This is a genomic window from Streptomyces sp. NPDC000345, assembly GCF_042898825.1.
In the GTDB taxonomy this organism is placed as follows: domain Bacteria; phylum Actinomycetota; class Actinomycetes; order Streptomycetales; family Streptomycetaceae; genus Streptomyces.
In genome coordinates this window covers 1-24,171 of record NZ_JBIAZE010000012.1, presented here as the reverse complement: position 1 = coordinate 24,171, position 24,171 = coordinate 1, and the positions used below count along the sequence as shown (strand labels likewise).

Here is a 24,171-nt window from a genome sequence, read left to right as displayed (position 1 = left end):
CCCGGCTCCGCCGCCAACCTCACGCCAACCCTCACCGGCCACCGTGTCCACCTGGCGACGGTCGGCCGCCCGCCTCGGACCGGCGGCCCCATGCCGGTCAGCACCCGCACCCCACTGGAGGATCCCGAATGTCGCGCTCCGCCCGTCCCGACGTTCCCGAGAACCCGCTTGCCACCCGGGGCGCTGCCGTGTCCGGACTGCCGGAGCGAGCCGCGGCCGACCGTCTTGCCTTCTGGGCGCGGCAGGCCGGACAGCTCCACTGGGACACCGGCTGGGACCAGGTGCTGGACTGGACGGACGCGCCCTTCGCCCGCTGGTTCACCGGCGGGAAGCTGAACGTGGCGTACAACTGCGTCGACCGGCACGTCGAGGCGGGCCACGGCGAGCAGGTCGCCTTCCACTGGGAGGGCGAGCCGGGTGACACCCGCACGATCACCTACGCGGAGCTGAGGCGCGAGGTCTGCCGCACGGCGAACGCCCTGCTCTCCCTCGGTCTGATGCCGGGCGACCGGGTCGCCATCCAGCTGCCGATGATCCCCGAGGCGGTCTTCGCCATGCTGGCCTGTGCCCGCCTCGGCCTGCCGCACAGCGTCGTGTTCGGCGGGTTCTCCCCGGCCGCCCTGCAGTCGCGCATCGAAGACGCCGGGGCCAGGCTGCTGATCACCGCGGACGGCCAGTACCGGCGGGGCACGGCCGAGCCCATGAAGGCGAACACCGACGAGGCGACCGGGGACTCCCCGAGCATCGAGCACGTTCTGGTGGTCCGGCGCACCGGCGGCGACGTGCCGTGGACCGAGGGCCGCGACCTGTGGTGGCACGACCTGGTCGACGCCCAGTCCGACGAGCACACCCCGGAGTCCTTCGACGCCGAGCACCCGCTGTTCATCCTGTACACCTCCGGGACGACGGGCAGCCCGAAAGGCATCCTGCACACCTCCGGCGGCTACCTCACCCAGGCCGCCTGCACCCACCGCACCGTCTTCGACCTCGACCCCGGGACCGACGTCTACTGGTGCACCGCCGACATCGGCTGGATCACCGGTCACTCCTACATCGTCTACGGGCCCCTCGCCAACCGGGCGACCTCGGTCATGTACGAGGGCACGCCCAACACCCCGCACGAGGGGCGGCACTTCGAGATCATCGAGAAGTACGGCGTCACGGTCTACTACACCGCCCCGACCGTCATCCGCACGTTCATGAAGTGGGGCGAGCAGATTCCCGCCCGCTACGACCTCTCCTCGATCCGGGTGCTCGGCAGCGTCGGCGAACCGATCAACCCCGAGGCGTGGCGCTGGTACCGCACGCACATCGGGGCCGGCAAGGCGCCGATCGTGGACACCTGGTGGCAGACCGAGACCGGCGCCGTCATGATCTCCCCGCTGCCCGGGGGAGGGGCCGGCGCGAAGCCCGGCTCGGCCCAGGCACCGCTGCCCGGTCTGTCCGCCAGGGTGGTCGACGACCAGGGCCGTCAGGTCGGCAAGGGCGAGAGCGGCTACCTGGTCATCGACCAGCCCTGGCCGTCCATGCTGCGCGGGATCTGGGGCGACGCCAAGCGGTACCGGGAGACGTACTGGTCCCGTTTCGCCGACCAGGGCTACTACTTCGCCGGCGACGGCGCGCGCTACGACGAGGACGGCGACATCTGGCTGCTGGGCCGTGTGGACGACGTCATGAACGTCTCGGGGCACCGGATCTCCACGGCCGAGGTCGAGTCGGCGCTCGTCTCGCACCCCGCGGTGGCCGAGGCGGCGGTGGTGGGCGCGTCGGACGCGACGACCGGGCAGGCCATCGTCGCCTTCGTCATCCTGCGTGCGGGCACCGACGCGGACCTCACGGCGGCGCTGCGCGAGCAGGTAGCCCAGGAGATCGGCCCGATCGCCAAGCCCCGCCGGATCATGATCGTCCCCGAACTGCCCAAGACCCGGTCCGGGAAGATCATGCGCAGGCTGCTCCGCGACATCGCCGAGCACCGGGAGGTCGGAGACGTCACCACGCTCGCCGACGCCTCCGTGATGGACTCGATCAACGCGGGTCTCGGCGGCGGGCCGCACGAGACGACGGGCCCCGCATGAGCGGCGGCGGCCTGTGGGCCCGGCGGATTCGTACTCCTCACCGGAGCGGCCGCCCCTGTGAAGTCGCTGCCCCGCGTGCAGCGAGCCTCCTGTCGCCGCAGGGCCGCGCACGGCCGCTTGACCGAAGCACGCCGACGACGGCGAAAAGAAGAGCGAAGAACGACGACTGGAAGGCACGCACACGCTGATGCGACTCGTCCTCATCGGCCCTCCCGGAGCGGGCAAGGGCACCCAAGCAGCCGTACTCAGCGAGAGACTCGGCATCCCGCACGTCTCCACCGGAGACCTGTTCCGTGAACACGTCACCCGCCGGACGCCCCTCGGGCAGGACGCCGAGCGGTATCTCGACACCGGTGAACTCGTACCCGACCACGTCACCGGTGGCATGGTCCGCCAGCGGCTGGCCGAGCCGGACACGCGGCGCGGGTTCCTCCTCGACGGCTTCCCGCGCACCGTCCCACAGGCGCGGGAACTCGCCGCGATCCTGGATTCCGCCGGGGTCGCCCTGGACGCCGTGGTCGAGTTCACCGCTCCCGAGGACATCGTGGTGGAGCGGCTGCTGAACCGCGGACGCCAGGACGACAACGAGGACGTCATCCGCCACCGTCAGCGGGTCTACGAACACCAGACCGCCCCTCTGCTCGACCACTACGCGGACATCCTGCTCACCGTCGAGGCCGTCGGACCGATCGACGACATCGCCGCGCGGGCGCTCAAGGGGCTGTCGGAAGCGGCGCGCGGTCCAGCCCGGCACGCGCGCCCCGCACCGTGATCGTTCGACCCGAGGAACGACGGCGACGCGGCCGGGACCTCGCCGTGCGGCGCCCGGGCCGCGAGGGGGAGCGGGCGGACACGCGAGCCGGACCGACGTCGGGGGAAGCGTTCCGATCCGACCGGCGCGCCGATCGGCCCACGGCATGGCCGGCGCATACGGTCCGGCGGGATCCGCGCAGGCCGACAGGCGTGCCGAGGCCGGGCCCGCGGGCGGCGCCTGGACGCGGTCGCCGGTGAGCGTCATCGGCCGTTCGATGCCCCGTCCTTCCGGCAGGGGACGTACGTCGGCGCTGCCGGGGCCGACCGGAGGCGTGGACGCCCGCCGGTCAGGTCCGGTCGTCGTCCGTGTGCAGGGCGAGGACGGGGCAGGCGGCGACGGCGCGGCGGGCGTGGGCACGAAGCCGGTCGGGGACGGTCGCGCCCTTGAGGACCGGGTATCCCCATTCGTCGAGGTCGATCAGTTCCGGGAGCAGTTCGGCGCACAGGCCGTGCCCGGTGCAGGCGATGCGGTCGACGCGCAGGGTACGGGTGCGGCTCCTCCTGCTCATCGCCAGGTCTCCGGTGCGGTGGCGGGCGGCACGGAGAGCCGGGGCGGCCGACCGGCGGCCGGGCAGGTGCCGTGGGCGAGGTGGCGGGCGACGTCGTCGGCGAAGGCGTCCAGGGCGGAGGCCGCGAGGCGGGCGGCGCCGTCGGGATGGCGGCAGGCGCCCCGGCCCGGGAGCAGGCCGACGCGGCGGCGCAGGCGGGACAGCAGGGCCGCGTCCGCCCGTCCGGTGGCCAGAGCGGTGAAGTCCTCGGCCACGGCGGGCAGCCCGACACGGCAGGGTCCGCACTGGCCGGCGCTGTGCGCCGCCAGATAGGTGAGGACGTGAGCCGTCTCGGTCAGCCCGCAGGACGCCTCGGGCAGCGCGACCAGCACGCCGGCGCCGGGTGCTGCGCCCAGCGGGGCCAGACCGCGCCGGGAGAGCGGGGTGTGCAGCTGCTCCGGCCGGAGCCAGGTGCCGGAGAAGCCGCCGAGGAGGACCGCGCGCAGGGGCCGCGTGGCACCGCCGGCCTGGGCGAGGACCGTGGCGAGCGGCGTGCCCAGCGCCACCTCCAGCACGGTGGGGGCGCGGACGGCGCCGGAGACGGTGACGAGCAGGGTGCCCGGCTCGTCCGGTGTGCCGGCCTGCCGGAACCAGGCCGGGCCGTGGCGGGCGATCAGAGCCAGATGGGCGAGGGTCTCGGCGTTGTGGACCAGCGTGGGGCGTCGGCCGACGCCCCGCTCGTGGACGTGCGGCGGGTGACCCTGGGGCCGGGCGGGGCCTCCGTTGAGCCAGCGCACCAGAGAGGTCGACTCACTGGAGACGTAGGCGTGCGGAAGGGCGTGCAGCCGCAGCCGCACCTGGTCCAGGCGGGCGCTGCGGCGTTCGTCCACGGCGGTGCTCAACTGCCGGTACTGGGCGGTGCGGTCGCGGGGCAGGCACACGTGGACGGTGTCCGCGCCGACCGCCGTGGCGGCCAGCACGGCGCCGTCCAGGGCGAGATGGGGCGCGACGGCGGTCAGGAACCGGTCCTTGAGGCTGGGCGGTTCGCTCTCCATGGCGTTGACGACGACCACGCAGCGGCCCGGCCGCGCGGTGACCGCGCCCAGCTTGCGGCCGGTCGGGAACCCGGCGCCGCCGCGCCCCGTGAGCCCGGCCGCCGCCACGGCCTCCACCAGTGGCAGGGAGCCGTCTCCGGTGGGAGGTGGCCCGTGGCGCCTCAGATGATCGGTCAGGTCGGCCGGTCGGCCGGTGGCGTACCAGCCCGCCAGCAGCCGGGCGGCGGCCGGATCGCCCGGTCCGGGGGAGAGGCGGTGGAGGGCGGGACGCGCCGCGGCCGAGGAGTTCACCTTCCACCTCCGAGGAGGACCGCCGTCGAGGCGGCGCGCTGGGACCAGCCGGGCTGGAGCGGTCCGGTGGCGAGGAAGGCGGTGAGCACCACCGGTACGGCGGTCGCGGCCACGGCAGCCGCCAGGCGCCCGGCGGCCCGCCCCGGACCGGCTTGCACCAGCCGCCACCACACGGCTGCGACCACCGAGCCGAGACAGCCGGCGTACAGCCACAGCTGGAGGGGGAGGCGGGTGTCGGTGCCGGTGCCCACCCCGTGGAAGAGAGCGAGCGGCCAGGCCGCGTACGCCAGCCAGTGCACGGCTTTCCAGCGGCGGGCCCCAAGGCGTCGGCGCAGCGCACTGGTGACCGCGACGGCCAGGAGCAGGTCCAGCCCGGCCGTGCCGAGGCCGAGCCACAGCGGACGATAGGAGCCCCCGAACGGCACCACGGACACCGCCCACCCCAGGTGGACGAACGGATCGAGCACCGCCGTCCCCACGTGCGCGACGAGGAACGCCAGCGTGAGCAGGGACAGGTTGCGGTGCACCACGCCGAGCTCGAAGCGGCCGAGCCGGCGCGGCCGGGCCCGCCCGCCGGAGGCGATACCGAGCACCACGGTGGCGGTGAGGAGCAGCAGGGCGACGGTTCCGCTCGCGCGGGCGGCGTACCACAGGGGGCTTCCGGTCAGGGCCAGGGTCGTCATCGCGGATCTCCAGAGGCGACTTCGGTGGCGGAGGTGGCGGAGGCGGAGTCGGGCGGCCAGCCGCCGAGACACACGAGACGGCCGTCCAGGCCCACCAGCCGTGCGGGCAGAGCGGCGCCGCGCAGCCAGTCGGCCGCTCTGTCGCCCAGCACGACCGCCGCCGTACTGGCGGTGTTGGCGTCCACACAGGTGGCGGCCGCGACGGTGACGGTGCGCCAGACGGGGGTGGCGGGTTCACCGGTGGCCGGGTCGACGATGTGATGCAGGGTGCGCCCGGCCCGGTGCCAGGTGCGTACCCGGATGCCGGAGGTCGCGAGGGCCCCGCCGGTCACCGCGACGGCGGGGCCGTGCTCCGCGGCGGGCCGGGCGTGGTCGTCGGCGAGGGCGATCCGCCAGCCCCCGTCCGGGGCCGGACCGGCCACCGCGAGGTCGCCGCCGAGGCTGACCAGAACGCCGCACCCGGCGGCCTCGGCGGCGCGGCGGGCGGCACGGTCGGCCGTGAGGGCCTTCGCGGTCGCGCCCAGGTCGAGGTGGGTGTACGGGGGCAGACGCAGCCGCCGGGAGCGTGGGTCGAAGACGATCCGCCGCCATCCGGGTGCCGGCACGGCAGCCGGCAGCGGACGGGCGTCCTCGGGGCGCAGGGCGGCGAAGGTCCGGTCGTAGCCGAGGGCGCTCATGGCGCGCCCCACGGTCGGGTCGACGGCGCCGTCGGTGAGCCGGGCGGCGCGGAGAGCGGCCTGGAGCGCCTCGGCGAAGCGTTCGCTCACCGTCGTCGGCCTTCCCGCGTTCAGATTGACGCGGGTGAGTTCGGAGTCCGGCCGGAAACGGCTGCAGGCGAGGTCGACGGCGGCCAGTTCGGCCCGCAGGACGCCCTCCGCGGCCGGCAAGGCCTTCGGGTCGGTCACGAGCAGCACGGCCGTGGTGCCGAGCGCCGGGAACACTGCCTCGGCGGGGGACGGTGCGGGAGCACGGATGGTCATGACGCCCCCGTCGTGGTGTGGGGCGGCTGCTGGGCGGGAGCGGGCGGCTGCGCCGGGGGCTGCGGGGCCGGCTGCGACACGGGGGCCACTCCCGCGTCGTCGTCCTCGCCCTCGCCCTCGTCGTCGTTCTCGTGGCGGGCCGCGTCGCCGTGGTCCCCGTCGTCGCCGGTTTTCGGGGTGTCGGCGGACGGCGCCGAGGGGCTGTGCAGGGGCGGGTTCGACGGCACGGGTGAGGCCGAACTCCCCGGCAGATGGGTGTAGAGGCTGCCCAGGGCCGCCGCGCCGGTCACTGCGACCGCGGCGGTCCAGCGGGTGAGACGGCGGCCCCGCCGCAGGCCGCGATCGCGGTCGCGTGCGCGTGCCGGGTCCGGAGGGGGCAGCGGCTGGTCGAAGTCGTCGGGCGAGGGGGACATGGCAGCGGCTCCTGGTGGATCGGCGGCCCGGAATCGGCTGCGTGCACCTCCAGGCTGCGCGCACGGCACCGGGGAACCTGCTCACGTCTTCTTCAGAACCGGTAAAGATCTCAGGGCTCTCCCGCCCACAGAGGCAGGTCCAGTACCACGGTCAGCCCGCCGCCCGGCGTGTCCTGCAACCGCGCGCCGCCCCCGTTCACGGTGACCAGCCGGTGGACGATGGCCAGCCCCAGCCCCGTGCCCCTGGCCTCGGGGTTGCCGAACCGGCGGAACGCGACCGCCTTGGCCGCGGCGGGCATCCCGGGGCCGTCGTCCGTCACGCACACCTGGGCCGACTTCCCCACCAGCTGGTGGCCGACCGTCACGTTCCCTTCGTCGGGAACGGCGTCCAGGGCGTTGGCGATCAGGTTGTCGAGGATCTGCTCCAGGTGGCCACCGCCCAGCGAGGCGGTCAGGGCGGGCCCCTCCGACGCGCTCAGACGCACGCCGCGCTCCTGGGCCACCGGCGACCACGCGGCGACCCGCTCCGTGACCACCTGATCCACCCGGACGGCGGTCGGCCGGGGCGTCGCCTGCTCGGCCCGGGCGACCGCGAGCAACCCGTCGACCAGCCGTGACAGCCGTGCGATCTCGTCCTGGGCCGCGTCCAGCTCCGCCGCGACGTCTCCCCGGGCACCGGTGCCCAGGACGTCGAGCCGCAGCCGCAGCGCGGCCAACGGGGTGCGCAGCTGATGGGACACGTCGGCGATCATGGCCCGGTGGCCGTGCACCAGGGCCTCCGTACGGGCGGCCATGGTGTTGAACGTGGCGGCCAGACGGCGTACTTCCGGGGGTCCGTCGCCGGCCTCGGCCCGCTCGTCGAGGGAGCCCTCGCCCAGCTTCCGTGCCGTCGCGTCGAGTGCCGACAGCGGGCGGCTCACCCAGCGGGCGAGACGGACGGACAGCAGCACGGACGCGGCGAGCCCCGCGGTGCCGATCGCCGCGGACCATCCCCAGATCGCGGCCGTACGGGCGTCGAGCGCGGCCGCGGAGCGGGCCAGGACGACGGCGCCGGCGGGCCGGTGGACCTCACCGGCCGGTTCCGCGGCCAGCAGCCGGCCCTCGTCTTCCGGCGGCTCCGGCTCCTGCCCGGCCAGCACGTCCTTCACCAGCTCCTCCGCCTCCTCGCCCTGGGCGGCGGTGCAGGGGGTACTCGCCACCAGCCGCGCGGCGGCGTCGTACACGGTGGCACAGTCCCCGGCCCGTGCCGCGGCGTCCAGTTCCCGGCGCATGCCCGTCTGCGGCTTGCGGTCGGAGAGGTGCTCCTCGGCCGCCGCGGCCACCACGCGGGTGGCCGCCCGCTGGTCGTCGCGGAAGGCGACGCGCTCACGTGCCGTCATCAACACGGCCAGGGGTACGAGCGCGAGCACCAGCAGGACGGAGGTCAGGGCGAGCAGCGTCCAGGTGATGCGCCGGGTCACGGCTGCTCCCGCGCCCCTTCGGCCGCACCGAGCCGGAAACCGTGCCCGTAGACGGTCTCGATCAGTCCGGGCGCGCCGAGCTTGCGGCGCAGCGCCGCGATGTGCACGTCCAGGACCTTGGTGGGGCCGTACCAGTGGGCGTCCCAGGCCCGCTCCAGGATCTGCCGACGGCTCACCACCCGGCCCGGATCGGCTGCCAGGCACTCCAGAATCCCGAACTCCTTCGGCGTCAGCGCGATCGGGCGGCCGCCCATCGACACCTGCCGGGTCCGCAGGTCCAGCGTCAGCGGCCCGTGCCGCAGGACTTCCGGACCTACGGGACGTCTGCGGCGCAGTACGGCACGGACCCGCGCCAGCAGCTCGGCCAGCCCGAACGGTTTGACCAGGTAGTCGTCAGCGCCCTCGTCCAGGGCCACCACCCGGTCCGCCTCCTCACCCCGCGCGGTCACCGCGATGATCGCGGCATCCGACCGCGCGCGCAGCATCCGGCACACCTCGACCCCGTCGATGTCCGGCAGCCCCAGATCGAGCAGTACGACGTCGGGAGACGCGGCAGTCAGGGCCGCCCTGCCGGTACGGACCCCCTCGGCCGCGTATCCTGCCTGCCGCAGCCCGCGCACCAGCGACTCCGCGATGCCGCGGTCGTCCTCCACGACCAGCACCCGCGTCTCGGCCAAGCCCGTGACCTGCCCGTTCATGCGTCAGACCCGCTTTCGGACGATGAGATCGGCGCCCCACGCCATCCAGTCTGCGTCTCCGGCATGGCCGTGCCACAAGGGGCCGTTCGTCCCCTGTACGCCGCGGTGTGCGGACGACGACTCCCTTCGCTGCTCGGGACCGACCCGGCAGCGTAAAATCGATCTATTGGGTGCGAATGGACCGTTTCGGGTGTGCCGTACTGAGCCACATCCGCCGGATCGCCGGGCCGGCCCTTCCGTACCCGCATCGGTCCGAAGAGGCACGCAATGGATCCATGGCTGATCTGGTTGATCATCGCGGCCGTGCTGGCCGTGGTGGAGATCTTCACCCTGACCGCCGCGCTCGGAATGCTGAGTGCGGCCGCGCTGGTCACGGCGGGGTCGGCCGCGGTCGGGCTGCCGCTGCCGTTCCAGTTCCTGGTGTTCACCGTCGTCGCGACCGTCACCGTGCTGTTCGTGCGCCCCATCGCGCTGCGGCACGTGCTCCAGCCTCAAGCGGCGCGGTTCGGGGTGGACGCCCTGGTCGGCAGGACCGCCCATGTCGTCTCGGAGGTGACGGGCAGGGGCGGCAGGGTGCTCATCGACGGCGAGGAATGGACGGCCCGCGCTTACGACGAGACGCTCGTGATTCCTGCCGGACGGACCGTCGACGTCATGGAGATCAGCGGCGCCACCGCGATCGTCTACCCCCGGGACTGAAACCATGGAGACCTCGGCGTTCCTCATTGCCGGCCTGATCGTCGCGCTGTTCGCGGTTTTCACCGTGGTGCGTGCGGTCCGTATCGTTCCCCAGGCCCGCGCTCGTAACGTCGAGCGACTCGGCCGCTACCACCGGACCCTGAATCCCGGCCTCAACCTCGTCATCCCGTACATCGACCGCGTGCATCCGGTGATCGACCTGCGGGAGCAGGTCGTCTCCTTCAAACCGCAACCGGTCATCACCGAGGACAATCTGGTGGTCGAGATCGACACCGTCCTCTATTTCCAGGTCACCGATCCGCGGGCGGCGTTCTACGAGATCGCGAACTTCCTGCAGGCCGTAGAGCAGTTGACCGTCACCACGTTGCGCAACGTGGTGGGTTCCATGGACCTGGAAAAGACGCTCACCTCGCGGGACACCATCAACAGCCAGCTCCGTGGCGTGCTGGACGAGGCCACCGGGAAGTGGGGGCTGAGGGTCAACCGGGTGGAGATCAAGGCCATCGACCCTCCGCAGACCATCAAGGACGCGATGCAGAAGCAGATGCGAGCGGAGCGGGACAAGCGGGCCGCGATTCTCGGAGCCGAGGGGCAACGCCAGTCACAGATACTCACCGCCGAAGGCGACAAGCAGGCCGCCGTCCTGCGCGCGGAGGGTAACCGTACCGCTGCGATCCTCCAGGCCGAGGGCCAGTCCCGGGCCATCGACGAGGTGTTCCAGGCCGTGCATCGCAACGACCCCGACCCCAAGCTGCTCGCCTACCAGTACCTCCAGACGCTGCCCCAGCTCGCGCAGGGCCCGGGCAACAATTTCTGGGTGATCCCCAGCGAGATCACCTCCGCACTTCAGGGGATGTCCCGTGCCTTCAGCGAGGTGCTGCCCCAGTCGCCGGCCACCCGCGAGAAACCCTCGGACGACATGGCCGCCCAGGCCGCCAACGACAAGGCTCAGGCGGAAGAAGCCGCTGCCGCCGCCCTCGCCGACGCCGCCAAGGCCGAGGGCGCAGGCCCCGATACCCTCCCGTCCCACCCGCCTCGCTGACGGCGGGCGGCGGCCCGGTCATGGACCCGCGTGGGGCGATCCGGGACAGGGAGACGCGCGGCGCGCCGGCCTCGGCGACCCGGCTCGTCACCGCCGTCGCACCCTGGACCCCGGGGGCCCTCGCGTCCCGGAGCCACCGGCGTATCGCCGAAGACGTGGGCAACAGCGGGAGAACCTCGTACGCTCCTGCCCATGAAGTCCGTCATCACGGCCATCGACGAGGTGTCCCCGGACGAGGGCCGCACGTGCAGCATGCACAGCGTGCCGAGCCCGAACTGCAGCGGCCCGGTGGTGGCCGTCGTGACATTCGACGACGCCGGCGGCAAGGACAACCACTGGAACGTGTGCCAGTGGTGGCTCACCAACCACCCCGCGGCGGCAGAATTCCTGCGGCGCCGGTAGTCCCGGGTGCCGGAGGAGAAGGCTCGCGGCTGTGTCCTGGCTCACGTGTCGTGGGACGCCGCCGCGGCCGCCTGTGCCGGCAGCCGACGTACCACGTCGTCGTCCGTCACCTCGTACACGTCGATGCGCAGCAGTTCACGGACGTGAACCGGAACGCGCTCGACGGCCTGCACGGACGACGACGGCACGACCAGTGCGTACCGTGTGCGGGAGTCCTGGCCCGTCATGCGACGCAGCAGCTGCCCGTAGGCGATGTCGGCGTCGATGCCCTTCTCGCCGGTGCGGCCCTCGGCCTCGCAGATCAACCGCTCGTCTCCGCGCACCGCTTCGACGTCGGTCCAGCGGTCGGCGGGATCGACCGGCGTCCACCCCTCGGCCAGCAGCCAGGTGCGGAAAGCACCGGTGACCCGGTCCTCGTCGCTGTCGCGTGCCAGGATCTTCCGCAGCGCCGCCAGATCCGCGTCCTGGTTGCGGCGCAGCCGCCCGCGGCCGTCCGCGTCCAGGTCGGCCGGCCGGACCACGACCAGCCGCAGTCCGTGTGCGTGGATCTCGGTGTCACGGCGGGCGTCGTACAGCGCCCGTTGCTCGCCACGGTGCACGCCGCTGACGGTGATTCTGTCCGGCTTGTCGAAGTGGGGCACCGGCCGGTCGTGCTGAAGCTCCCGGTATTCGACAACCAGCCGGTGACCGGGCCAGTACGCGTCGACAGGCAGCCTGGCACGCCGTCCGCCCGTGCCGGGGTCCCCCAGCAGCCAGTCGAACTTGTGCCGGGTCAGGGCACTCTCGCCGAGGACCCGGTCGCACAGGCCGACCACGGGCGCCTCGTCACTGTCGTCTCTCGTTCCCATGGCCGCGCATCATGCCGGCCCCCGCTGACGACGACGGGCGAACGTCCGACCCGGACATTCCCGGGCCCGGATCGTCGTCGCACGTGCGGGGTGGACGGACCCGGGCATCGGAGGCGTGCGCTCGCTCGGGGTGGTGTCAGCGGTCCGCGTCGGCCGCGGTGAGGGCGGTGAGCGCGGCGTCGAGGCGGCGGGTGGCTTCCTCGGCGACGGGGCGCAGGGCGTCGAGTTCGGTGAGGGCGACCATGGTGCTCGGGTCGAGGGCCTGGACGGCCGTGTGGTCGCCCTCCCGGCGGACGACGACGTTGCAGGGCAGCAGCAGGCCGATCGAGCGGTCGGTCTCCAGGGCGCGGTGGGCCAGGGGCGGGTTGCAGGCGCCGAGGATGACGTAGTCCTCCATGTCGTGGTCGAGCTTGGCCTTGAGGGTGGCGGCGACGTCGATCTCGGTGAGGATGCCGAACCCCTGCTCCGCGAGGGCGTCGCGGGTGCGGGCGACGGCGGTGGCGAAGTCGGTGTGGAGGCGGACGGTGCGGTCGTAGCGCATGGGGATGGGCCCTTCTCGGCGGTTCGTGCGGCGCGGGACGGGTGTCCGGCCGGGTGCGGGCGTGCGGGTGCTCCAGTGGCGCTTCCCGGGGCTTTCACTGCCCCTGGAAATACCCCCTGGGGTACTCATGTTACCGTCGAAGACATACCCCCTGGGGTAATTCGTCGCTGGAAGGGAGTACCTCGTGTTCTTCGTCGACACGATCGAGGTGGCCGGGCTCGGCAACCGGAGCTATCTCGCGGGCGGTGAGCGCACCGCCGTGGCCGTCGATCCGCCGCGCGACATCGACCAGGTGATCGCGGCGGCCGCGCGGCGCGGGGTGCGGATCGCGCAGGTCGTCGAGACGCATGTCCACAACGACTACGTCACCGGCGGCCTGGAGCTGGCCCGGGTCACCGGCGCCGCCTACCTCGTGCCCGCCGGGGCCCGCGTCTCCTTCGATCGCGTTCCGGTGCACGACGGCGACCGGGCGCAGATCGACGGCGACGCCGGCCTGACCCTGCGCGCGCTGGCCACACCCGGTCACACCCCGCACCACACCTCCTACGTACTGGAGGAGAACGGTGTCGCGGTCGCGGTGTTCACCGGCGGTTCGCTCCTCATCGGCACCGTCGGCCGCCCGGACCTCGTCGAGCCGCGGCTGACCGAGCGGCTCGCCCGCGCCCAGCACGCCTCCGCGCACCGGCTGGCCGCCGAGCTGCCCGACGAGACGGCGGTGCTGCCCACGCACGGGTTCGGCAGCTTCTGCTCGTCGTCCCAGGCGGAGGGCAGTGCCACGACCATCGGCAAGGAGAAGGCGTCCAACGACGCCCTCACCCGGGACGTGGACACCTTCGTCGCCGACCTGCTGGCCGGCCTGGACGACGTACCCGCCTACTACGCGCACATGGGGCCGGCCAATGCCGCGGGACCCGCGGCCGTCGACCTGACCCCGCCCGCCGTCGCCGACGCCGAGGAGATCGCCGCCCGGCTGGCGGCGGGGGAGTGGGTGGTGGACCTGCGCAACCGGGTCGCGTTCGCCGCGGGGCACGTGTCCGGCTCGTTCAACTTCGAGGCCGAGGGACAGCTCGCCACCTATCTGGCCTGGCTGATCCCGTGGGGCAAGCCGGTGACGCTGCTCGCCGAGTCGCCCGGGCAGCTCGCCGCCGCCCAGCGCGAGCTGGTCCGCGTCGGCATCGACCGGCCGGCCGCCGCGGCCACCGGCGAGCCTGCCGACTGGGTGCGCGACGGCGACAAGCCGGTCTCCTTCCCCCGGGCGACCTTCGCCGACCTCGCGGACCGGCACCCGGCCGGGGGCGTCGTCGTCCTCGACGTCCGGCGGGCGTCGGAGCGGGGCGGCGGGTACATCGAGGACTCGGTCCACATCCCGGTCCACACCCTGCACCGCCGCCTCGACGAGGTCCCCGAGGGCGAGGTGTGGGTGCACTGCGCGGGTGGCATGCGCGCCGCCATCGCCGCATCCCTGCTGGACGCCGCGGGCCGGGACGTCGTCGCCGTGGACGACTCCTTCGACGCCGCCGAGAAAGCCGGGCTCACCGTCCGCAACCCCTGACGGCGCGAGGCGCCGCACAGACCTCCGTCGAACTTTCATACCGACAACGGGAACAGGAGTGACCAGCCGAGATGAGCATCTTCCGACGAGGTCGGGGAGGTCCGGGCCGCGTGACCGTGCAGGAGGCGGCCGCGCGTACCGGTCACGGGACCGCCGAAGACCGCGGTGACGCCGTGCTCCTCGATGTGCGCGAGGCCCATGAATGGCAGGCGGGACACGCCCCCGGGGCCGTGCACGTGCCGTTGTCCTCGCTCGACGCCGGGGCAGGGCTTCCCGACGCGGCGCAGGCGCGGCCGCTGGTGGTGATCTGCCGTTCCGGCAACCGCTCCTTGCAGGCCGTCGACATCCTCGCCGCCCGTGGCTCCGAGGCCGTGGACGTGGTGGGCGGTATGAGGGACTGGGCCGCGGCCGGGCTGCCGGTCGTGGACGCGCGCGGCGGAAACGGCACCGTCGCGTGAGCGCTCTGGTCCTCGCCCTGGCCGCCGGGGCCGTGATCGGTCTGGCGCTGGGCGCGCTCGGGGGCGGTGGCAGTGTGCTGGCGGTCCCCGCCCTGATCTACCTGCTCGGTTTCACCCCCGTGGCGGCCACCACCGCGAGTCTGGTCATCGTCACGCTCACCTCGGTCACCGCCCTGTCCGCGCACGCCCGCGACGGGCACGTCCGCGGGCGGACGGGACTGCTGTTCGCCGCCGCGGGGATCGGGCCGGCGATGCTGGGCGGCGCGCTGGCCGGCCGTGTTCCGGAAGCCGTGCTGACCGCGGCGTTCGCGGCGGTGGCGGCGGCCGCCGCGCTGCGCATGCTGCGGAGCCGCCCGTCCGCGGACACCGTCGTGGCGGTGCGGCCGGGCCGTGCCGCGGCGGCCGGGGCGGGGCTCGGCGCGGTCACCGGCGTGCTCGGCGTCGGCGGGGGGTTCCTCGCCGTACCGGCGCTGGTGGGAGTGCTGGGCCTGCGGATGCGTCACGCGGTGGGCACCAGTCTGCTGGTGATCACGGTCAACTCGCTGGCCGCGCTGACGATGCGGGCCGGAGCGGTCGAGGGGCTGGACTGGGTGGTCGTCGGACCGTTCGTCGGGGCCGCGATCCTGGGCGCCCGGGACGGGAAGCGGCTGTCCGGGAAGGTCTCCGGGCACACCCTTCAGCGGATCTTCGCCCTGGTGCTGCTGGCCGTGGCCGCGTTCATGCTGATCGACGCGGTGCTGTGACAGCCGCCGCGGCGCGGGCTCTCACGCGAGCGACAGGAACAGCTTCTCCAGCCGGGCACGCATCGCGTCCGTGTCCTCACCGTTCCTGCGGCCGGAGTCGATGTCCGCCACGCACTGCTGCAGACCCGTCGCGATGATCGCGAAACCGGCCCGGTCGAGCGCGCGCGAGGCGGCGGCGAGCTGCGTGACGACGTCCTCGCAGTCGCGTCCCTCCTCGATCATCCGGATCACGCCGGAGATCTGACCCTGCGCACGACGCAGCCGGTTCAGCACCGACTTCAGGTCCGCACCCTCGAGCTCCAGTTCCACGATCACTCCTAGAAAAATACCCCTAGGGGTACTGTACGTCCCGGTTCGGGACGGCGTCGACCATCAACCAACCCGACCATCTCGACCCATCAAGGATCACACCTGCCATGACCAGTTCCCCCGCCCCGGTCACCCTCGCCACCCACGAGGCCCGCGCCCGGCTCCACGAACTCACCGTCATCGACGTGCGCACGCCCGCCGAGTACGCCTCCGGGCACCTGCCCGGCGCCGTCAACATCCCCCTGGACCACATCCGGCGGGCCCTGCCGGAGATACGGCACGCCGCCGAACAGGGTGACGTCCTCGTCGTGTGCGCCTCCGGCGCCCGCTCCGAGAACGCCTGCAAACTGCTGGCCGCGCAGGGCATCCCCACGGCCACGCTCACCGGCGGCACCGGCGCCTGGGCCGCGGGAGGACACGACCTGCACACGCCGGCCGCCTGCGACTCCCGGGCCGGCTGGAGCATGGAACGCCAGGTCCGCTTCACCGCGGGCAGCCTGGTCCTGACCGGCCTCGTCCTCGGTCTGCTCGTGCACCCGCTCCTCCAGCTGATCTCGGCCGGTATCGCGGGCGGCCTGGTCTTCTCCGCGCTCACGAACACCTGCGGCATGGCGGCCCTCCTCGGCAGGCTGCCCCACAACCGCCCCCGGGCGGCCGACCTCGACACCGCGCTCGCCGCCCTGCGCGGCCGCTGACCGGCACGCCGAAGGGCACCCGTGGACTCCACCGGGTGCCCTGGGCGTCAGTTCGCTCCCGCCTGGCCTGCGGCTTGTCGGCGCACGTCCTTCATGTCGACGGCCCGGATCCTGCCGATGAGCTCCTCCAGCGCCTGGGGCGGCAGCGCGCCTGGTTGCGAGTACAGGACGGTCCGGTCGCGGACGGCCATGAGGGTGGGGATGGAGGAGATCCGGAAGGCCCCGGCGAGTTCCGGCTGTGCTTCGGTGTCGACCTTGCCGAAGACGATGTCGGGGTGGCGGGCGGCCGCCTTCTCGTAGACGGGGCCGAACATCCGGCACGGTCCGCACCAGGCCGCCCAGAAATCGATCAGCAGGATCTCTGAACCGGCAACGGTCTCCTCGAAGTTGTCCTTGGTCAGTTCGATCGTCGGCATGGCTTCCGGTCTCCTCTCATATACCCGGTGGGGTATCTGCTTCAACCGGAGCCGGTCCGGATTTGTTCCAGGCGGACAGGCAGACAGGCGGCAGGGGGAACCAGCGCATGCGCTCGAAGTCGGCCGAAAGCCCGGTGGGGCCGTCGTCCAGACGGTCGGGACGGGAGGCGAACACCTCGCGGGCGCGATCGAGTTGACCGGGCAGTGCCTCCTCTCGCAGCCGACGGTGGCGGACGGCCGGGGCGGTGACGCGTCCGTCGGCGGTGAAGCACACGCCGGTCAGGCGCAGCGGCGGATCGGCGGCGCCGGCGTGGTGGTGCCACTGCCCGGTGTGCGGGTCGAAGCGGTAGTCGGGCAGGAGCCGGTGGCCGTACCGGGCGATCAGGTCGACGGCGTCGATGAGGTAGTCGCGGACCGTGTCGCTGATGAAGTAATTGAAGTTGACGCGGGCCCAGCCGGGTTTGATGCCGTCGCAGCCGTGGACGATTTCGTCGCGCAGGGCGTGGGACGTGGCGGCGTCGATGGCGAGCAGGCGGTGGCCGTACGGTCCGGCGCACGAGCAGCCTCCGCGGGCCTGGATGCCGAACAGGTCGTTGAGCAGGGCGACGACGTAGTTGTGGTGCAGTGAGGAGCGGTCGCCGTGGCGGATGCGGAAGGAGACGATGGAGAGCCGCCGGGCGTGGTGGTTGCCGAGGACCTCGATCCGCGGGTTGGCGTCCCAGCGGGCCAGCGCCCGCCGCCAGTGCCGTTCCTCGGCTGCCTGGATCGTGTCGGTGCCGACGGCCTGTTTGAGGGAGAAGACCAGCCCGGCGCGGATGGACTCGACGATGGCCGGGGTGCCGCCCTCCTCCCGGGCGACCGGGTCGTCGAGGTAGCGGTGGCCGAGGGGGTCGACGAAGGCGACGGTGCCTCCGCCGGGCGCGGTGGGCACCCGGTCGCGGACGAGCTCGCGGCGTACGACGAGCACGCCCGGGGTCTGCGGGCCGCCGACGAACTTGTGCGGTGACAGGAAGAGGGCGTCCTTGTGATCGCCCGCGCCGGGCTCGCTCTCCGCGACCCGGATCGGGACGTACGGAGCGGCCGCCGCGTAGTCCCAGAAGGAGAGGGCGCCGTGCGCGTGCAGCAGCCGGGCGACGCGGTCGGCGTCGGTGAGGATGCCGGTGACGTTGGAGGCGGCGGAGAAGCTGCCGATGCGCAACGGCCGGCCGGCGTACCGCCGCAGTCCCGCTTCCAGCAGGGCGAGGTCGATGTGGCCGTCCGGGTCCTCGTCGATGACCACGACGTCGGCGACCGACTCACGCCAGGGCAGTTCGTTCGAGTGGTGCTCGTACGGCCCGACGAAGACGACCGGCCGCCGTGCCTCCGGCAGTCGGCCCGGGCGGCGCAGGCCGAGGACCCCGACCAGCTTGTTGACGGCGGTGGTCGCGCCCGAACCGCAGAAGATGACGAGGTCGTCCTCGGTGCCGCCCACCGCGTCGCGGATGATCCGGCGGGCGTCCTCGCGCAGGCGGGTCGTCTGCAGACCGGTGCTGGAGCTCTCCGTGTGGGTGTTGCCGTACCGGGGCAGGACCTGCTCTCGGATGAAGTCCTCGACGAAGTCCAGCGAGCGGCCGGAGGCGGTGTAGTCCGCGTAGACGATCCGCTTCGGGCCGTACGGGCCGTCCAGCACCTCGTCGTCCCCGATGAGGCCGGCTCGGATGCGCTCCAGCAGAGCCGGCCCGGCGGGCGCCGGGGAGGTGCTCACGGCTCCAGCTCGATGGCGACCTCGGGCGGCTCGTGGAGGGTGTTGTGCACCGTGCAGTGCGAGGCCACGGCCAGCAGGGCCGCCCGGCGCTGCTCGGAAAGACCTGGCGGCGGTATGACCACGACGCGCAGGGAGGCGACACGGGCGGGGCGGTCGGTGGCCATGGTGAACTCCGTACGGACCCGCAGGCCGGCGCGGTGCAGACCGTGCCGGTGGAGGTAGCGGCCCGCGTAGAAGGCGACGCAGGTGGCCAGGGAGGCGGCGAAGAGTTCGGTGGGGGTGGGCGCGGTGTCCGTGCCGCCCGCCTCGGGGGGCTGGTCGACCTGGAGACGGTGGCCGCGGATGTCCACGGTGTAGGCGTCGCGATCGACGTGGGTGACCTCCAAACGGTGCACATCCGTGGACTGCGGCCGGTTCGTGCCGGGGGTCTGCTGCGTGCTGGCGGTCATGGCCGGGCCCTTCTCGCGCGTGCCGACTGCTGCCGGATCCCAGTCGACCACGGACGGCACGGCGGATCGAGAGGCCGACGGGGTGCGGCAGGGGGCGTTCGGCCCTCGTGCAAGCTGCCGCGGTGGTATACCCTGCCGGGTATTTTATCAGCGGGTTCGCGGCGGGCAAGTCGGCCGCGGCGAGCGAATGGGCTGGGTGAAGGCATACCCCGGTGGGTACCCGAGTAGGGACCAGCGGCCCATGTCCCGCTCTCATCTGCCGCATGACAGTGGGGACATGGGCCAACACATCGTGATTCTCGGAGGCGGAACCGCCGGCACCATGACGGCCAACCGCCTGCGGCGCGTGTACGACGAGCGGGATCTCCGGATCACGGTCGTCGACCAGAACGACGACCACGTCTACCAGCCCGGACTGCTGTTCGTGCCCTTCGGGCTCGCCCAGCCGCACCACCTCGTCCGCTCCCGCCCGCGGCAGCTGAACACCGCCGTCGACTACAAGCAGGCCCGGATCGAGCGGGTCGACCTGACCGAGCGGACGGTGCACCTCGCCGGCCGTATCCGGCTGACCTACGACGTCCTCGTCGTCGCCACCGGAGCCCGGCTGCTGCCGGAGGAGACCGAAGGGCTGACCGGTCCCGGCTGGGGCGACAACGTCTTCACCTTCTACGACCTGCCCGGCGCCGTCGGTCTGCGCCATGCGCTGGAGCGCTTCGAGGGCGGCCGTGTCGTGATCGACGTCGCGGACCTGCCGCTCAAGTGTCCCGTCGCGCCACTGGAGTTCGCCTTCCTCGCCGACTGGTACTTCCAGCGGCGCGGCATCCGCCACAAGGTCCGGCTGACCTACGCCACTCCGCTCGACGCCGCCTTCACCAAGCCGGTCGCGGCGAAGGCGCTGGGCGGGCTGCTGTCGGAGAAGGGCGTTGAGCTGGTCACCGAGTTCACGCTCGGCGAGGTCGACGGCAAGGGCGGCCGACTGGTCTCTTACGACGAACGGGAGGTGCCGTTCGACCTGGCGGTCGTCGTGCCCCTGCACGGGGGCGCGCAGTACGTCGGACGCTCCGAGGGGCTGGGCGACGAGCTGGACTTCGTCCCCGTCGACCCGCACACCCTCCAACACCCCGACCACCCCGAGGTGTTCGCCATCGGGGACGCGGCGGGCCTGCCCGCGTCCAAGGCCGGGTCGGTGGCCCACTTCGAGGGCGAGGTGCTGGTGCGCAACGTCACCCGATTCCTCGCCGGACAGCCGCTGGACGCCTCCTTCGACGGACACGCCAACTGCTTCGTCGAGACCGGGTTCCACAAGGCGCTGCTCATCGACTTCAACTACGCCACCGAGCCGCTGCCCGGCCACTTCCCGGCCGCCGTCGGCCTGCCGCTGCTGAAGGAGTCCCACGCGGCCCACCTCGGCAAGCTCGCCTTCGAGTGGCTCTACTGGCACAGCCTGCTGCCCGGCCGGGACCTGCCCGGCATCGGCTCGGCGATGCCCGAGCACGGCAAGCACCACATCCACGCCTGAACCGAAGGAGCACCACCATGCCCACCGCCACCTATGGCGACACGCCCGTCCCCGTCGACGACGAGGGCTTCTTCACCGACCCCGGCCGGTGGACCGAGCCCATGGCCGAACAGCTCGCCCGCGAGCAGGGCATCGAGACACTGACCGACCGGCACTGGACGGTCATCCGCTTCATGCGGGAGCAGTACGCCGCCAAGGGCACCGGACCCACTGTGCGGGTGCTCGGCAAGACCTCCGGCGTCAGCGTCAAGGAGCTCTACCAGCTGTTCCCGAAGGGCCCGGCCAAGACCGCCGCGAAGATCGCCGGGATTCCCAAGCCCCGTGGCTGCATCTGAGAAGGAGAGGGCCCGCCATGTCCGGAACCGCCACGATCGAGAAGGTCTCGATCATCGTCTCCAAGGGATCCCTGGAGGGGATCTACCCGGCCCTGATCATGGCCAACGGCGCGCGCGCCGAGGGCATCGAGGCCGACCTGTTCTTCACCTTCTTCGGCCTCGACGCCATCACGAAGAAGCGCTGGGAGCACATCAAGCTGGCCACGGTCGGCAATCCCGGTCTGCACCTGCCGACCCTGCTGGGCGGCATACCGGGGGTGCCGGACCTGGTCACCCGGTACATGGAACGCAAGATGGAGAAGCTCGACATCCCGCCGATCCCCGAGTTCATCGAGATGATCTCCGACACCGGCGCCGGGATCTACGCCTGCAAGGCGTCCGTCGACCTGTTCGAACTCGACAAGGGCGACCTCGTCGAGCAGGTCCAGGGCATCATCACCGTCGGCGAGTTCTACGAGCACGCGGCCGGCGGCCAGATCATCTACACCTGAGGTGGCAGGCACCGTACCCGGCCTGCCGGAGGGGGTGGGGCGGTGCCGACCGTGGCCGCCCGTCCCGACGACGAGCCGTCCGGGGCCGGGCGCCCACCGGCCTTGCTGCCCGGCGACCTGCACACCGTGCGCTCGGACGAACTCGCCTGTGCCGCACGTCAACTGGGATCAGAAGGCGGGGGAGCCCTTTCGGGACGGTCCGGCGGGCTTGGTTCCGCGCTCCGCCAGACCGGCCTGCGCGAGGAGTAGACGGGCCAGGTCACGAGCCTCGCCAGGGGTGAGCGCCGCCCACACTCCCGGTTCGCCCCCCTGGTCCCGTCCCACGCGCAGGGTGACCCGGCTGATGGGCCGGTCCGCGGGTGCGAGCCGCAGGCATCGCACCGCGATCCTGCGCCCGCAGGTGGTCACGAGAGAGCCGTCCTCGCGCTCGCTCGTGGGGAGCCGGTCAGGTCCTGTCGTTGCCATCGTTCTCACGCTCCTCTGCAGGGGGCGGTGACGGTCCCCGGCGGGCGTCTTCCGCGACTTCAATACCTGGCGGGTACAGGTGGAAGCGTCGCGCGAGGCCGTATTGTTCCCGTGCTCGCGCGGGCCGGCGGCTCTCCCGTGATGCGGGTGGCTCGGTCGGACAGCCGCGGCACAAGGGTGAGGGGCTGGTTGATGCGGCCGTCCCGGCCCTCCAGGAACTCGCTCCGCGAAGACGCCCTGCGGGGTGTCCGGATCCGCGCTCCTCAGTGGGGAGCCTGCGATGACCGTCTCCGATGCAGCCGCTCTCGCCGGCGCCTCTCGCGGGACCTCCGGGAATCGGCGCACGAGCCTCGCCTGCCCTCCCTCACGCTCGGCTTCTGTCCCGCTCTCGGCTGCGCTCGAGCGGGAGGTGTCCCCATCGCCGGGGGACCCCCATCGGGGTTCGCCCGTCGCTCCTGCGCAACATGTACCAGCTGAACGCGATTCCCGCCGCCGCGGCCACGGAGGCCCACGTCCAGGGGCTGGTCAGCAGGGTGTGCCGCAGGTCGGGGCCGACCTGCTGGCCGAGGACGAACACGCCCATGACGGCGACGAACCAGCCGAAGGACTTGCGCAGTGCATCCTGCGGGATGCGTCCGGCGAGCAGACCGCCGAGCAGGCTCCCGACGACGGCGGTCGCCGTGACGAGGGCCGCGAACCCCCAGTCGATGTGCACGCTGGCGAGGTAACCGGCCAGGCCGGCGAAGGACTTCATGGAGATGACCAGCAGGGAAGTGCCGACCGCCACGGTCATGGGCAGTCCGCCCAGCAAGGCCAGGGCCGGTACGACCAGGAAGCCTCCGCCCGCGCCGACGAGTCCGGTGACCAGGCCCACGACGATGCCGTCCAGCAGTACATGGAGCACGGGGAGCTCGTGGTGGACTTTCTTCGGCTGCTGCTTGCGTCCCCGGATCATGGCGACGGCGGTGGCGATCATCATGAGGGCGAAGGCGAGCAGCAGGATGGTGCCGGGGATGAACTCGGCCAGCCGTCCGCCCGCGTAGGCGCCGGTCATGCCGGCCAGGCCGAAGAGGAGACCCGTTCGCCAGCGGACGCGTCCGGCACGGGCGTGGGAGACGACCCCGGCGGCACTGGTGACCCCGACGACGAAGAGCGAGGTGGCGATGGCCTCCTTGGTCTCCATTCCGGCCAGGTAGATCAGGATGGGCACGGTCAGGATGGACCCGCCGCCGCCCAGGACGCCGAGGCTGACCCCGATGAGCAGTGACGCGGCGATGATGACGGCGATCATGACGTGCCCCGCAGGGCGGCGACGACGGTGTCGATGTCGGTGCGCGGGCCGCGGTTGTAGGGCAGCTTCGACAGCAGCATGCCCATCGCGCAGGTATTGGTGAGCGCGGCGACGGCCAGCCCGGCCCCGACCGCCGTGCCGATGAGGTGCAGTCCGGGCAGGAACAGGCCCGCGACGCCGCTCACCAGGACGAGGGTGCCGGCGACCAGGCGCACCTGGCGTTCCAGGTCCCAGCGTTCGGGGCCTCGGGTGAGCGGGCCTCCTGCGGTCTCCCACGCCATGACGCCGCCGTCGAGGACGCGCAGATTGGGCAGCCCCGCTTCGGCCAGGGCCTGTTCGGCCTGGGCGGCGCGGGCGCCGGAGCGGCAGATGAGGACGACGTCCTCGTCAAGGTGGTGCAGCAGCTCGGCGCGGTGCTCGCGCAGGGTGTCGAGCGGCACGTTGTAGGAGCCGGGGATGTGGGCGGTGCGGAACTCGCCGGGCGTGCGTACGTCCAGCAGGCGCGGGCCCTCGCCGTCCTGGGTCAGGGCGTGCAGGGCTGCGGCATCGAGTCGTGGTTTGTCGGCATGGGTGGTCATCGGGGTTCCTTGCTGTGGCTGAAGTGGCTGAAGTGGCTGAAGTGGCTGAAGTGGCTGGTGAGGCTGGGCGGCGGCCGACGGACTCGGCCGCCGCCCGGCCCGGGTGGGTCAGGCGTCGGCCGGTGCGGGCAGGGTGAGCCAGGCGGCGTAGCCGCCGAGGAGGTCGGAGACGTCGGTGCGGCCGTGGTGGCGCAGCAGGCTGGCGGCGATGGAGGAGCGGTGGCCGCCGGCGCAGTGGACGACGAGGGGCCGGCCGGTGGGGATCTCGTCGATGCGGCGGGCGAGTTCGGCCAGGGGGATGTGGAGGGAGTCCTCGATGCGGCCTTCTTCGCGTTCGGCGGTGTTGCGCACGTCCAGCACGAGGGGGGGTTCCTCGTCGTCCAGCAGGCGGCGCAGTTCGTCGGCGGTGAGGCGGCCGGCCTGTTCCATCTCGTCGGCCAGGGCGGGGAAGGCGCCTTCGGGCTCGCGCAGGTAGCCGCCGACCTTGTCGAAGCCGATGCGGGCGAGCCGGGTGACGATCTCCTCCTCGCGGTCCTGGGGTGCGATGACGACGATGTCCTGTGCGGGGGTGAGGACCGTGCCGGCCTGTTCGGCGAAGCGGCCGTCGGCGGGCACGTTGATCGAGCCGCGCAGATGGC

29 protein-coding genes are annotated in these 24,171 nt (G+C 72.7%); 12 read left to right on the top strand and 17 right to left on the bottom strand.

Features of this window, described 5'->3' with window-relative positions:
- Positions 1–128 precede the first annotated feature (128 nt).
- Together acs and ACFY30_RS26770 are read left to right on the top strand one after the other, a co-directional pair.
- A complete protein-coding gene (gene acs, locus ACFY30_RS26775; RefSeq protein WP_390847676.1) occupies positions 129–2,075 on the top strand; it encodes an acetate--CoA ligase in 1,947 nt (648 codons plus the stop codon).
- A gap of 187 nt (positions 2,076–2,262) precedes the next feature.
- On the top strand, positions 2,263–2,847 hold the full coding sequence (locus ACFY30_RS26770) for an adenylate kinase (protein WP_390847675.1): 585 nt from the start codon (positions 2,263–2,265) through the stop codon (positions 2,845–2,847).
- Positions 2,848–3,175: 328 nt separating this feature from the next.
- Here the strand turns inward: ACFY30_RS26770 and ACFY30_RS26765 are convergent, their stop codons facing one another.
- The 7 genes from ACFY30_RS26765 to ACFY30_RS26735 all read right to left on the bottom strand — a co-directional run bounded on the left by ACFY30_RS26765 (position 3,176) and on the right by ACFY30_RS26735 (position 8,956).
- Positions 3,176–3,397: a ferredoxin gene (locus ACFY30_RS26765; protein WP_390847674.1), complete on the bottom strand. Its 222-nt coding sequence runs from the start codon at positions 3,395–3,397 to the stop codon at positions 3,176–3,178.
- A complete protein-coding gene (locus ACFY30_RS26760; RefSeq protein ID WP_390847673.1) occupies positions 3,394–4,722 on the bottom strand; it encodes an NADH-ubiquinone oxidoreductase-F iron-sulfur binding region domain-containing protein in 1,329 nt (442 codons plus the stop codon). Before ACFY30_RS26760 ends, ACFY30_RS26765 begins: the two co-directional genes overlap by 4 nt.
- Entirely contained in the window at positions 4,719–5,405 is a 687-nt protein-coding gene (locus tag ACFY30_RS26755; RefSeq protein ID WP_390847672.1) for a ferric reductase-like transmembrane domain-containing protein, read from the bottom strand. Before ACFY30_RS26755 ends, ACFY30_RS26760 begins: the two co-directional genes overlap by 4 nt.
- Positions 5,402–6,385, bottom strand: coding sequence for an FAD:protein FMN transferase (locus ACFY30_RS26750; protein ID WP_390847671.1), 984 nt, complete (start codon positions 6,383–6,385; stop codon positions 5,402–5,404). The genes ACFY30_RS26755 and ACFY30_RS26750 overlap by 4 nt, the downstream gene beginning before the upstream one ends.
- Positions 6,382–6,798 carry a hypothetical protein gene (locus tag ACFY30_RS26745; RefSeq protein ID WP_390847670.1) on the bottom strand — a complete coding sequence of 139 codons (417 nt, stop codon included), beginning with the start codon at positions 6,796–6,798 and terminating at the stop codon, positions 6,382–6,384. Before ACFY30_RS26745 ends, ACFY30_RS26750 begins: the two co-directional genes overlap by 4 nt.
- Before the next feature lie 110 nt (positions 6,799–6,908).
- Positions 6,909–8,258 carry a sensor histidine kinase gene (locus ACFY30_RS26740; protein WP_390847669.1) on the bottom strand — a complete coding sequence of 450 codons (1,350 nt, stop codon included), beginning with the start codon at positions 8,256–8,258 and terminating at the stop codon, positions 6,909–6,911.
- The gene (locus tag ACFY30_RS26735; RefSeq protein WP_390847668.1) at positions 8,255–8,956 is read right to left on the bottom strand and encodes a response regulator transcription factor; all 702 of its coding nucleotides are present in this window, start codon (positions 8,954–8,956) and stop codon (positions 8,255–8,257) included. Before ACFY30_RS26735 ends, ACFY30_RS26740 begins: the two co-directional genes overlap by 4 nt.
- 267 nt (positions 8,957–9,223) lie before the next feature.
- On the opposite strand from ACFY30_RS26735, the gene ACFY30_RS26730 reads away from it, so the two are divergent.
- The 3 genes from ACFY30_RS26730 (at position 9,224) to ACFY30_RS26720 (ending at position 11,099) form a co-directional block, all read left to right on the top strand.
- Positions 9,224–9,655: an NfeD family protein gene (locus ACFY30_RS26730; protein WP_390847667.1), complete on the top strand. Its 432-nt coding sequence runs from the start codon at positions 9,224–9,226 to the stop codon at positions 9,653–9,655.
- A 4-nt stretch (positions 9,656–9,659) separates the two neighbouring features.
- Positions 9,660–10,697 (top strand): SPFH domain-containing protein, encoded by a 1,038-nt coding sequence (locus ACFY30_RS26725; RefSeq protein ID WP_390847666.1) that lies wholly within the window; start codon positions 9,660–9,662, stop codon positions 10,695–10,697.
- 192 nt (positions 10,698–10,889) lie between these two features.
- Positions 10,890–11,099 (top strand): hypothetical protein, encoded by a 210-nt coding sequence (locus tag ACFY30_RS26720; protein ID WP_390847665.1) that lies wholly within the window; start codon positions 10,890–10,892, stop codon positions 11,097–11,099.
- 41 nt (positions 11,100–11,140) lie between these two features.
- On the opposite strand, the gene ACFY30_RS26715 is transcribed toward ACFY30_RS26720, so the two are convergent.
- Positions 11,141–11,947 (bottom strand): hypothetical protein, encoded by an 807-nt coding sequence (locus ACFY30_RS26715; protein ID WP_390847664.1) that lies wholly within the window; start codon positions 11,945–11,947, stop codon positions 11,141–11,143.
- A gap of 136 nt (positions 11,948–12,083) precedes the next feature.
- Positions 12,084–12,488: a DUF302 domain-containing protein gene (locus ACFY30_RS26710; protein ID WP_390847663.1), complete on the bottom strand. Its 405-nt coding sequence runs from the start codon at positions 12,486–12,488 to the stop codon at positions 12,084–12,086.
- 184 nt (positions 12,489–12,672) lie between these two features.
- On the opposite strand from ACFY30_RS26710, the gene ACFY30_RS26705 reads away from it, so the two are divergent.
- The 3 genes from ACFY30_RS26705 (at position 12,673) to ACFY30_RS26695 (ending at position 15,241) form a co-directional block, all read left to right on the top strand.
- A complete protein-coding gene (locus ACFY30_RS26705; protein WP_390847662.1) occupies positions 12,673–14,040 on the top strand; it encodes a rhodanese-like domain-containing protein in 1,368 nt (455 codons plus the stop codon).
- A gap of 71 nt (positions 14,041–14,111) precedes the next feature.
- Positions 14,112–14,498 carry a rhodanese-like domain-containing protein gene (locus ACFY30_RS26700; RefSeq protein WP_390847661.1) on the top strand — a complete coding sequence of 129 codons (387 nt, stop codon included), beginning with the start codon at positions 14,112–14,114 and terminating at the stop codon, positions 14,496–14,498.
- Positions 14,495–15,241: a sulfite exporter TauE/SafE family protein gene (locus ACFY30_RS26695; RefSeq protein ID WP_390847660.1), complete on the top strand. Its 747-nt coding sequence runs from the start codon at positions 14,495–14,497 to the stop codon at positions 15,239–15,241. The genes ACFY30_RS26700 and ACFY30_RS26695 overlap by 4 nt, the downstream gene beginning before the upstream one ends.
- A gap of 21 nt (positions 15,242–15,262) precedes the next feature.
- Here ACFY30_RS26695 and ACFY30_RS26690 read toward each other — a convergent pair whose 3' ends face one another.
- Positions 15,263–15,550 (bottom strand): metal-sensitive transcriptional regulator, encoded by a 288-nt coding sequence (locus ACFY30_RS26690; protein ID WP_390847659.1) that lies wholly within the window; start codon positions 15,548–15,550, stop codon positions 15,263–15,265.
- 107 nt (positions 15,551–15,657) lie between these two features.
- Between ACFY30_RS26690 and ACFY30_RS26685 the strand changes: the two genes are divergently transcribed.
- Positions 15,658–16,245: a rhodanese-like domain-containing protein gene (locus ACFY30_RS26685; protein ID WP_390847658.1), complete on the top strand. Its 588-nt coding sequence runs from the start codon at positions 15,658–15,660 to the stop codon at positions 16,243–16,245.
- Positions 16,246–16,292: 47 nt separating this feature from the next.
- Here ACFY30_RS26685 and ACFY30_RS26680 read toward each other — a convergent pair whose 3' ends face one another.
- The 3 genes from ACFY30_RS26680 to ACFY30_RS26670 are packed head-to-tail and all read right to left on the bottom strand — an operon-like array spanning position 16,293 to position 18,854.
- Positions 16,293–16,661: a thioredoxin family protein gene (locus tag ACFY30_RS26680; protein WP_390847657.1), complete on the bottom strand. Its 369-nt coding sequence runs from the start codon at positions 16,659–16,661 to the stop codon at positions 16,293–16,295.
- A 16-nt stretch (positions 16,662–16,677) separates the two neighbouring features.
- On the bottom strand, positions 16,678–18,405 hold the full coding sequence (locus ACFY30_RS26675) for an aminotransferase class V-fold PLP-dependent enzyme (RefSeq protein WP_390847656.1): 1,728 nt from the start codon (positions 18,403–18,405) through the stop codon (positions 16,678–16,680).
- On the bottom strand, positions 18,402–18,854 hold the full coding sequence (locus tag ACFY30_RS26670) for an OsmC family protein (RefSeq protein WP_390847655.1): 453 nt from the start codon (positions 18,852–18,854) through the stop codon (positions 18,402–18,404). The genes ACFY30_RS26675 and ACFY30_RS26670 overlap by 4 nt, the downstream gene beginning before the upstream one ends.
- A 277-nt stretch (positions 18,855–19,131) precedes the next feature.
- On the opposite strand from ACFY30_RS26670, the gene ACFY30_RS26665 reads away from it, so the two are divergent.
- The 3 genes from ACFY30_RS26665 to ACFY30_RS26655 are packed head-to-tail and all read left to right on the top strand — an operon-like array spanning position 19,132 to position 21,199.
- Positions 19,132–20,373, top strand: a complete 1,242-nt coding sequence (locus ACFY30_RS26665; protein WP_390847654.1) for an NAD(P)/FAD-dependent oxidoreductase — start codon at positions 19,132–19,134, stop codon at positions 20,371–20,373.
- Between the two features lie 17 nt (positions 20,374–20,390).
- The gene (locus ACFY30_RS26660; protein ID WP_390847653.1) at positions 20,391–20,708 is read left to right on the top strand and encodes a TusE/DsrC/DsvC family sulfur relay protein; all 318 of its coding nucleotides are present in this window, start codon (positions 20,391–20,393) and stop codon (positions 20,706–20,708) included.
- 17 nt (positions 20,709–20,725) lie between these two features.
- A complete protein-coding gene (locus tag ACFY30_RS26655) occupies positions 20,726–21,199 on the top strand; it encodes a DsrE/DsrF/DrsH-like family protein (protein WP_390847652.1) in 474 nt (157 codons plus the stop codon).
- A 168-nt stretch (positions 21,200–21,367) separates the two neighbouring features.
- Here the strand turns inward: ACFY30_RS26655 and ACFY30_RS26650 are convergent, their stop codons facing one another.
- The 4 genes from ACFY30_RS26650 to ACFY30_RS26635 form a co-directional block, all read right to left on the bottom strand.
- A complete protein-coding gene (locus tag ACFY30_RS26650; protein WP_390847651.1) occupies positions 21,368–21,664 on the bottom strand; it encodes a hypothetical protein in 297 nt (98 codons plus the stop codon).
- Positions 21,665–22,028: 364 nt separating this feature from the next.
- Positions 22,029–22,955 carry a sulfite exporter TauE/SafE family protein gene (locus tag ACFY30_RS26645; RefSeq protein ID WP_390847650.1) on the bottom strand — a complete coding sequence of 309 codons (927 nt, stop codon included), beginning with the start codon at positions 22,953–22,955 and terminating at the stop codon, positions 22,029–22,031.
- Positions 22,952–23,533 (bottom strand): rhodanese-like domain-containing protein, encoded by a 582-nt coding sequence (locus ACFY30_RS26640; protein ID WP_390847649.1) that lies wholly within the window; start codon positions 23,531–23,533, stop codon positions 22,952–22,954. Before ACFY30_RS26640 ends, ACFY30_RS26645 begins: the two co-directional genes overlap by 4 nt.
- A 108-nt stretch (positions 23,534–23,641) precedes the next feature.
- Positions 23,642–24,171: rhodanese-like domain-containing protein (locus ACFY30_RS26635; RefSeq protein WP_390847648.1), on the bottom strand; the 530-nt coding region annotated here is incomplete at its 5' end.

Bases quoted from the DNA above. Each gene is read 5' to 3' on its own strand.
- ACFY30_RS26700 (WP_390847661.1), top strand. From the start codon at position 14,112: ATGAGCATCTTCCGACGAGGTCGGGGAGGTCCGGGCCGCGTGACCGTG.
- ACFY30_RS26650 (WP_390847651.1), bottom strand. From the start codon at position 21,664: ATGGCAACGACAGGACCTGACCGGCTCCCCACGAGCGAGCGCGAGGAC.
- ACFY30_RS26660 (WP_390847653.1), top strand. From the start codon at position 20,391: ATGCCCACCGCCACCTATGGCGACACGCCCGTCCCCGTCGACGACGAG.
- acs (WP_390847676.1), top strand. From the start codon at position 129: ATGTCGCGCTCCGCCCGTCCCGACGTTCCCGAGAACCCGCTTGCCACC.
- ACFY30_RS26735 (WP_390847668.1), bottom strand. From the start codon at position 8,956: ATGAACGGGCAGGTCACGGGCTTGGCCGAGACGCGGGTGCTGGTCGTG.
- ACFY30_RS26770 (WP_390847675.1), top strand. From the start codon at position 2,263: ATGCGACTCGTCCTCATCGGCCCTCCCGGAGCGGGCAAGGGCACCCAA.
- ACFY30_RS26715 (WP_390847664.1), bottom strand. From the start codon at position 11,947: ATGGGAACGAGAGACGACAGTGACGAGGCGCCCGTGGTCGGCCTGTGC.
- ACFY30_RS26720 (WP_390847665.1), top strand. From the start codon at position 10,890: ATGAAGTCCGTCATCACGGCCATCGACGAGGTGTCCCCGGACGAGGGC.
- ACFY30_RS26750 (WP_390847671.1), bottom strand. From the start codon at position 6,385: ATGACCATCCGTGCTCCCGCACCGTCCCCCGCCGAGGCAGTGTTCCCG.
- ACFY30_RS26730 (WP_390847667.1), top strand. From the start codon at position 9,224: ATGGATCCATGGCTGATCTGGTTGATCATCGCGGCCGTGCTGGCCGTG.
- ACFY30_RS26755 (WP_390847672.1), bottom strand. From the start codon at position 5,405: ATGACGACCCTGGCCCTGACCGGAAGCCCCCTGTGGTACGCCGCCCGC.
- ACFY30_RS26725 (WP_390847666.1), top strand. From the start codon at position 9,660: ATGGAGACCTCGGCGTTCCTCATTGCCGGCCTGATCGTCGCGCTGTTC.
- ACFY30_RS26745 (WP_390847670.1), bottom strand. From the start codon at position 6,798: ATGTCCCCCTCGCCCGACGACTTCGACCAGCCGCTGCCCCCTCCGGAC.
- ACFY30_RS26765 (WP_390847674.1), bottom strand. From the start codon at position 3,397: ATGAGCAGGAGGAGCCGCACCCGTACCCTGCGCGTCGACCGCATCGCC.
- ACFY30_RS26680 (WP_390847657.1), bottom strand. From the start codon at position 16,661: ATGCCGACGATCGAACTGACCAAGGACAACTTCGAGGAGACCGTTGCC.
- ACFY30_RS26685 (WP_390847658.1), top strand. From the start codon at position 15,658: ATGACCAGTTCCCCCGCCCCGGTCACCCTCGCCACCCACGAGGCCCGC.
- ACFY30_RS26670 (WP_390847655.1), bottom strand. From the start codon at position 18,854: ATGACCGCCAGCACGCAGCAGACCCCCGGCACGAACCGGCCGCAGTCC.
- ACFY30_RS26645 (WP_390847650.1), bottom strand. From the start codon at position 22,955: ATGATCGCCGTCATCATCGCCGCGTCACTGCTCATCGGGGTCAGCCTC.
- ACFY30_RS26665 (WP_390847654.1), top strand. From the start codon at position 19,132: ATGGGCCAACACATCGTGATTCTCGGAGGCGGAACCGCCGGCACCATG.
- ACFY30_RS26710 (WP_390847663.1), bottom strand. From the start codon at position 12,488: ATGCGCTACGACCGCACCGTCCGCCTCCACACCGACTTCGCCACCGCC.
- ACFY30_RS26640 (WP_390847649.1), bottom strand. From the start codon at position 23,533: ATGACCACCCATGCCGACAAACCACGACTCGATGCCGCAGCCCTGCAC.
- ACFY30_RS26655 (WP_390847652.1), top strand. From the start codon at position 20,726: ATGTCCGGAACCGCCACGATCGAGAAGGTCTCGATCATCGTCTCCAAG.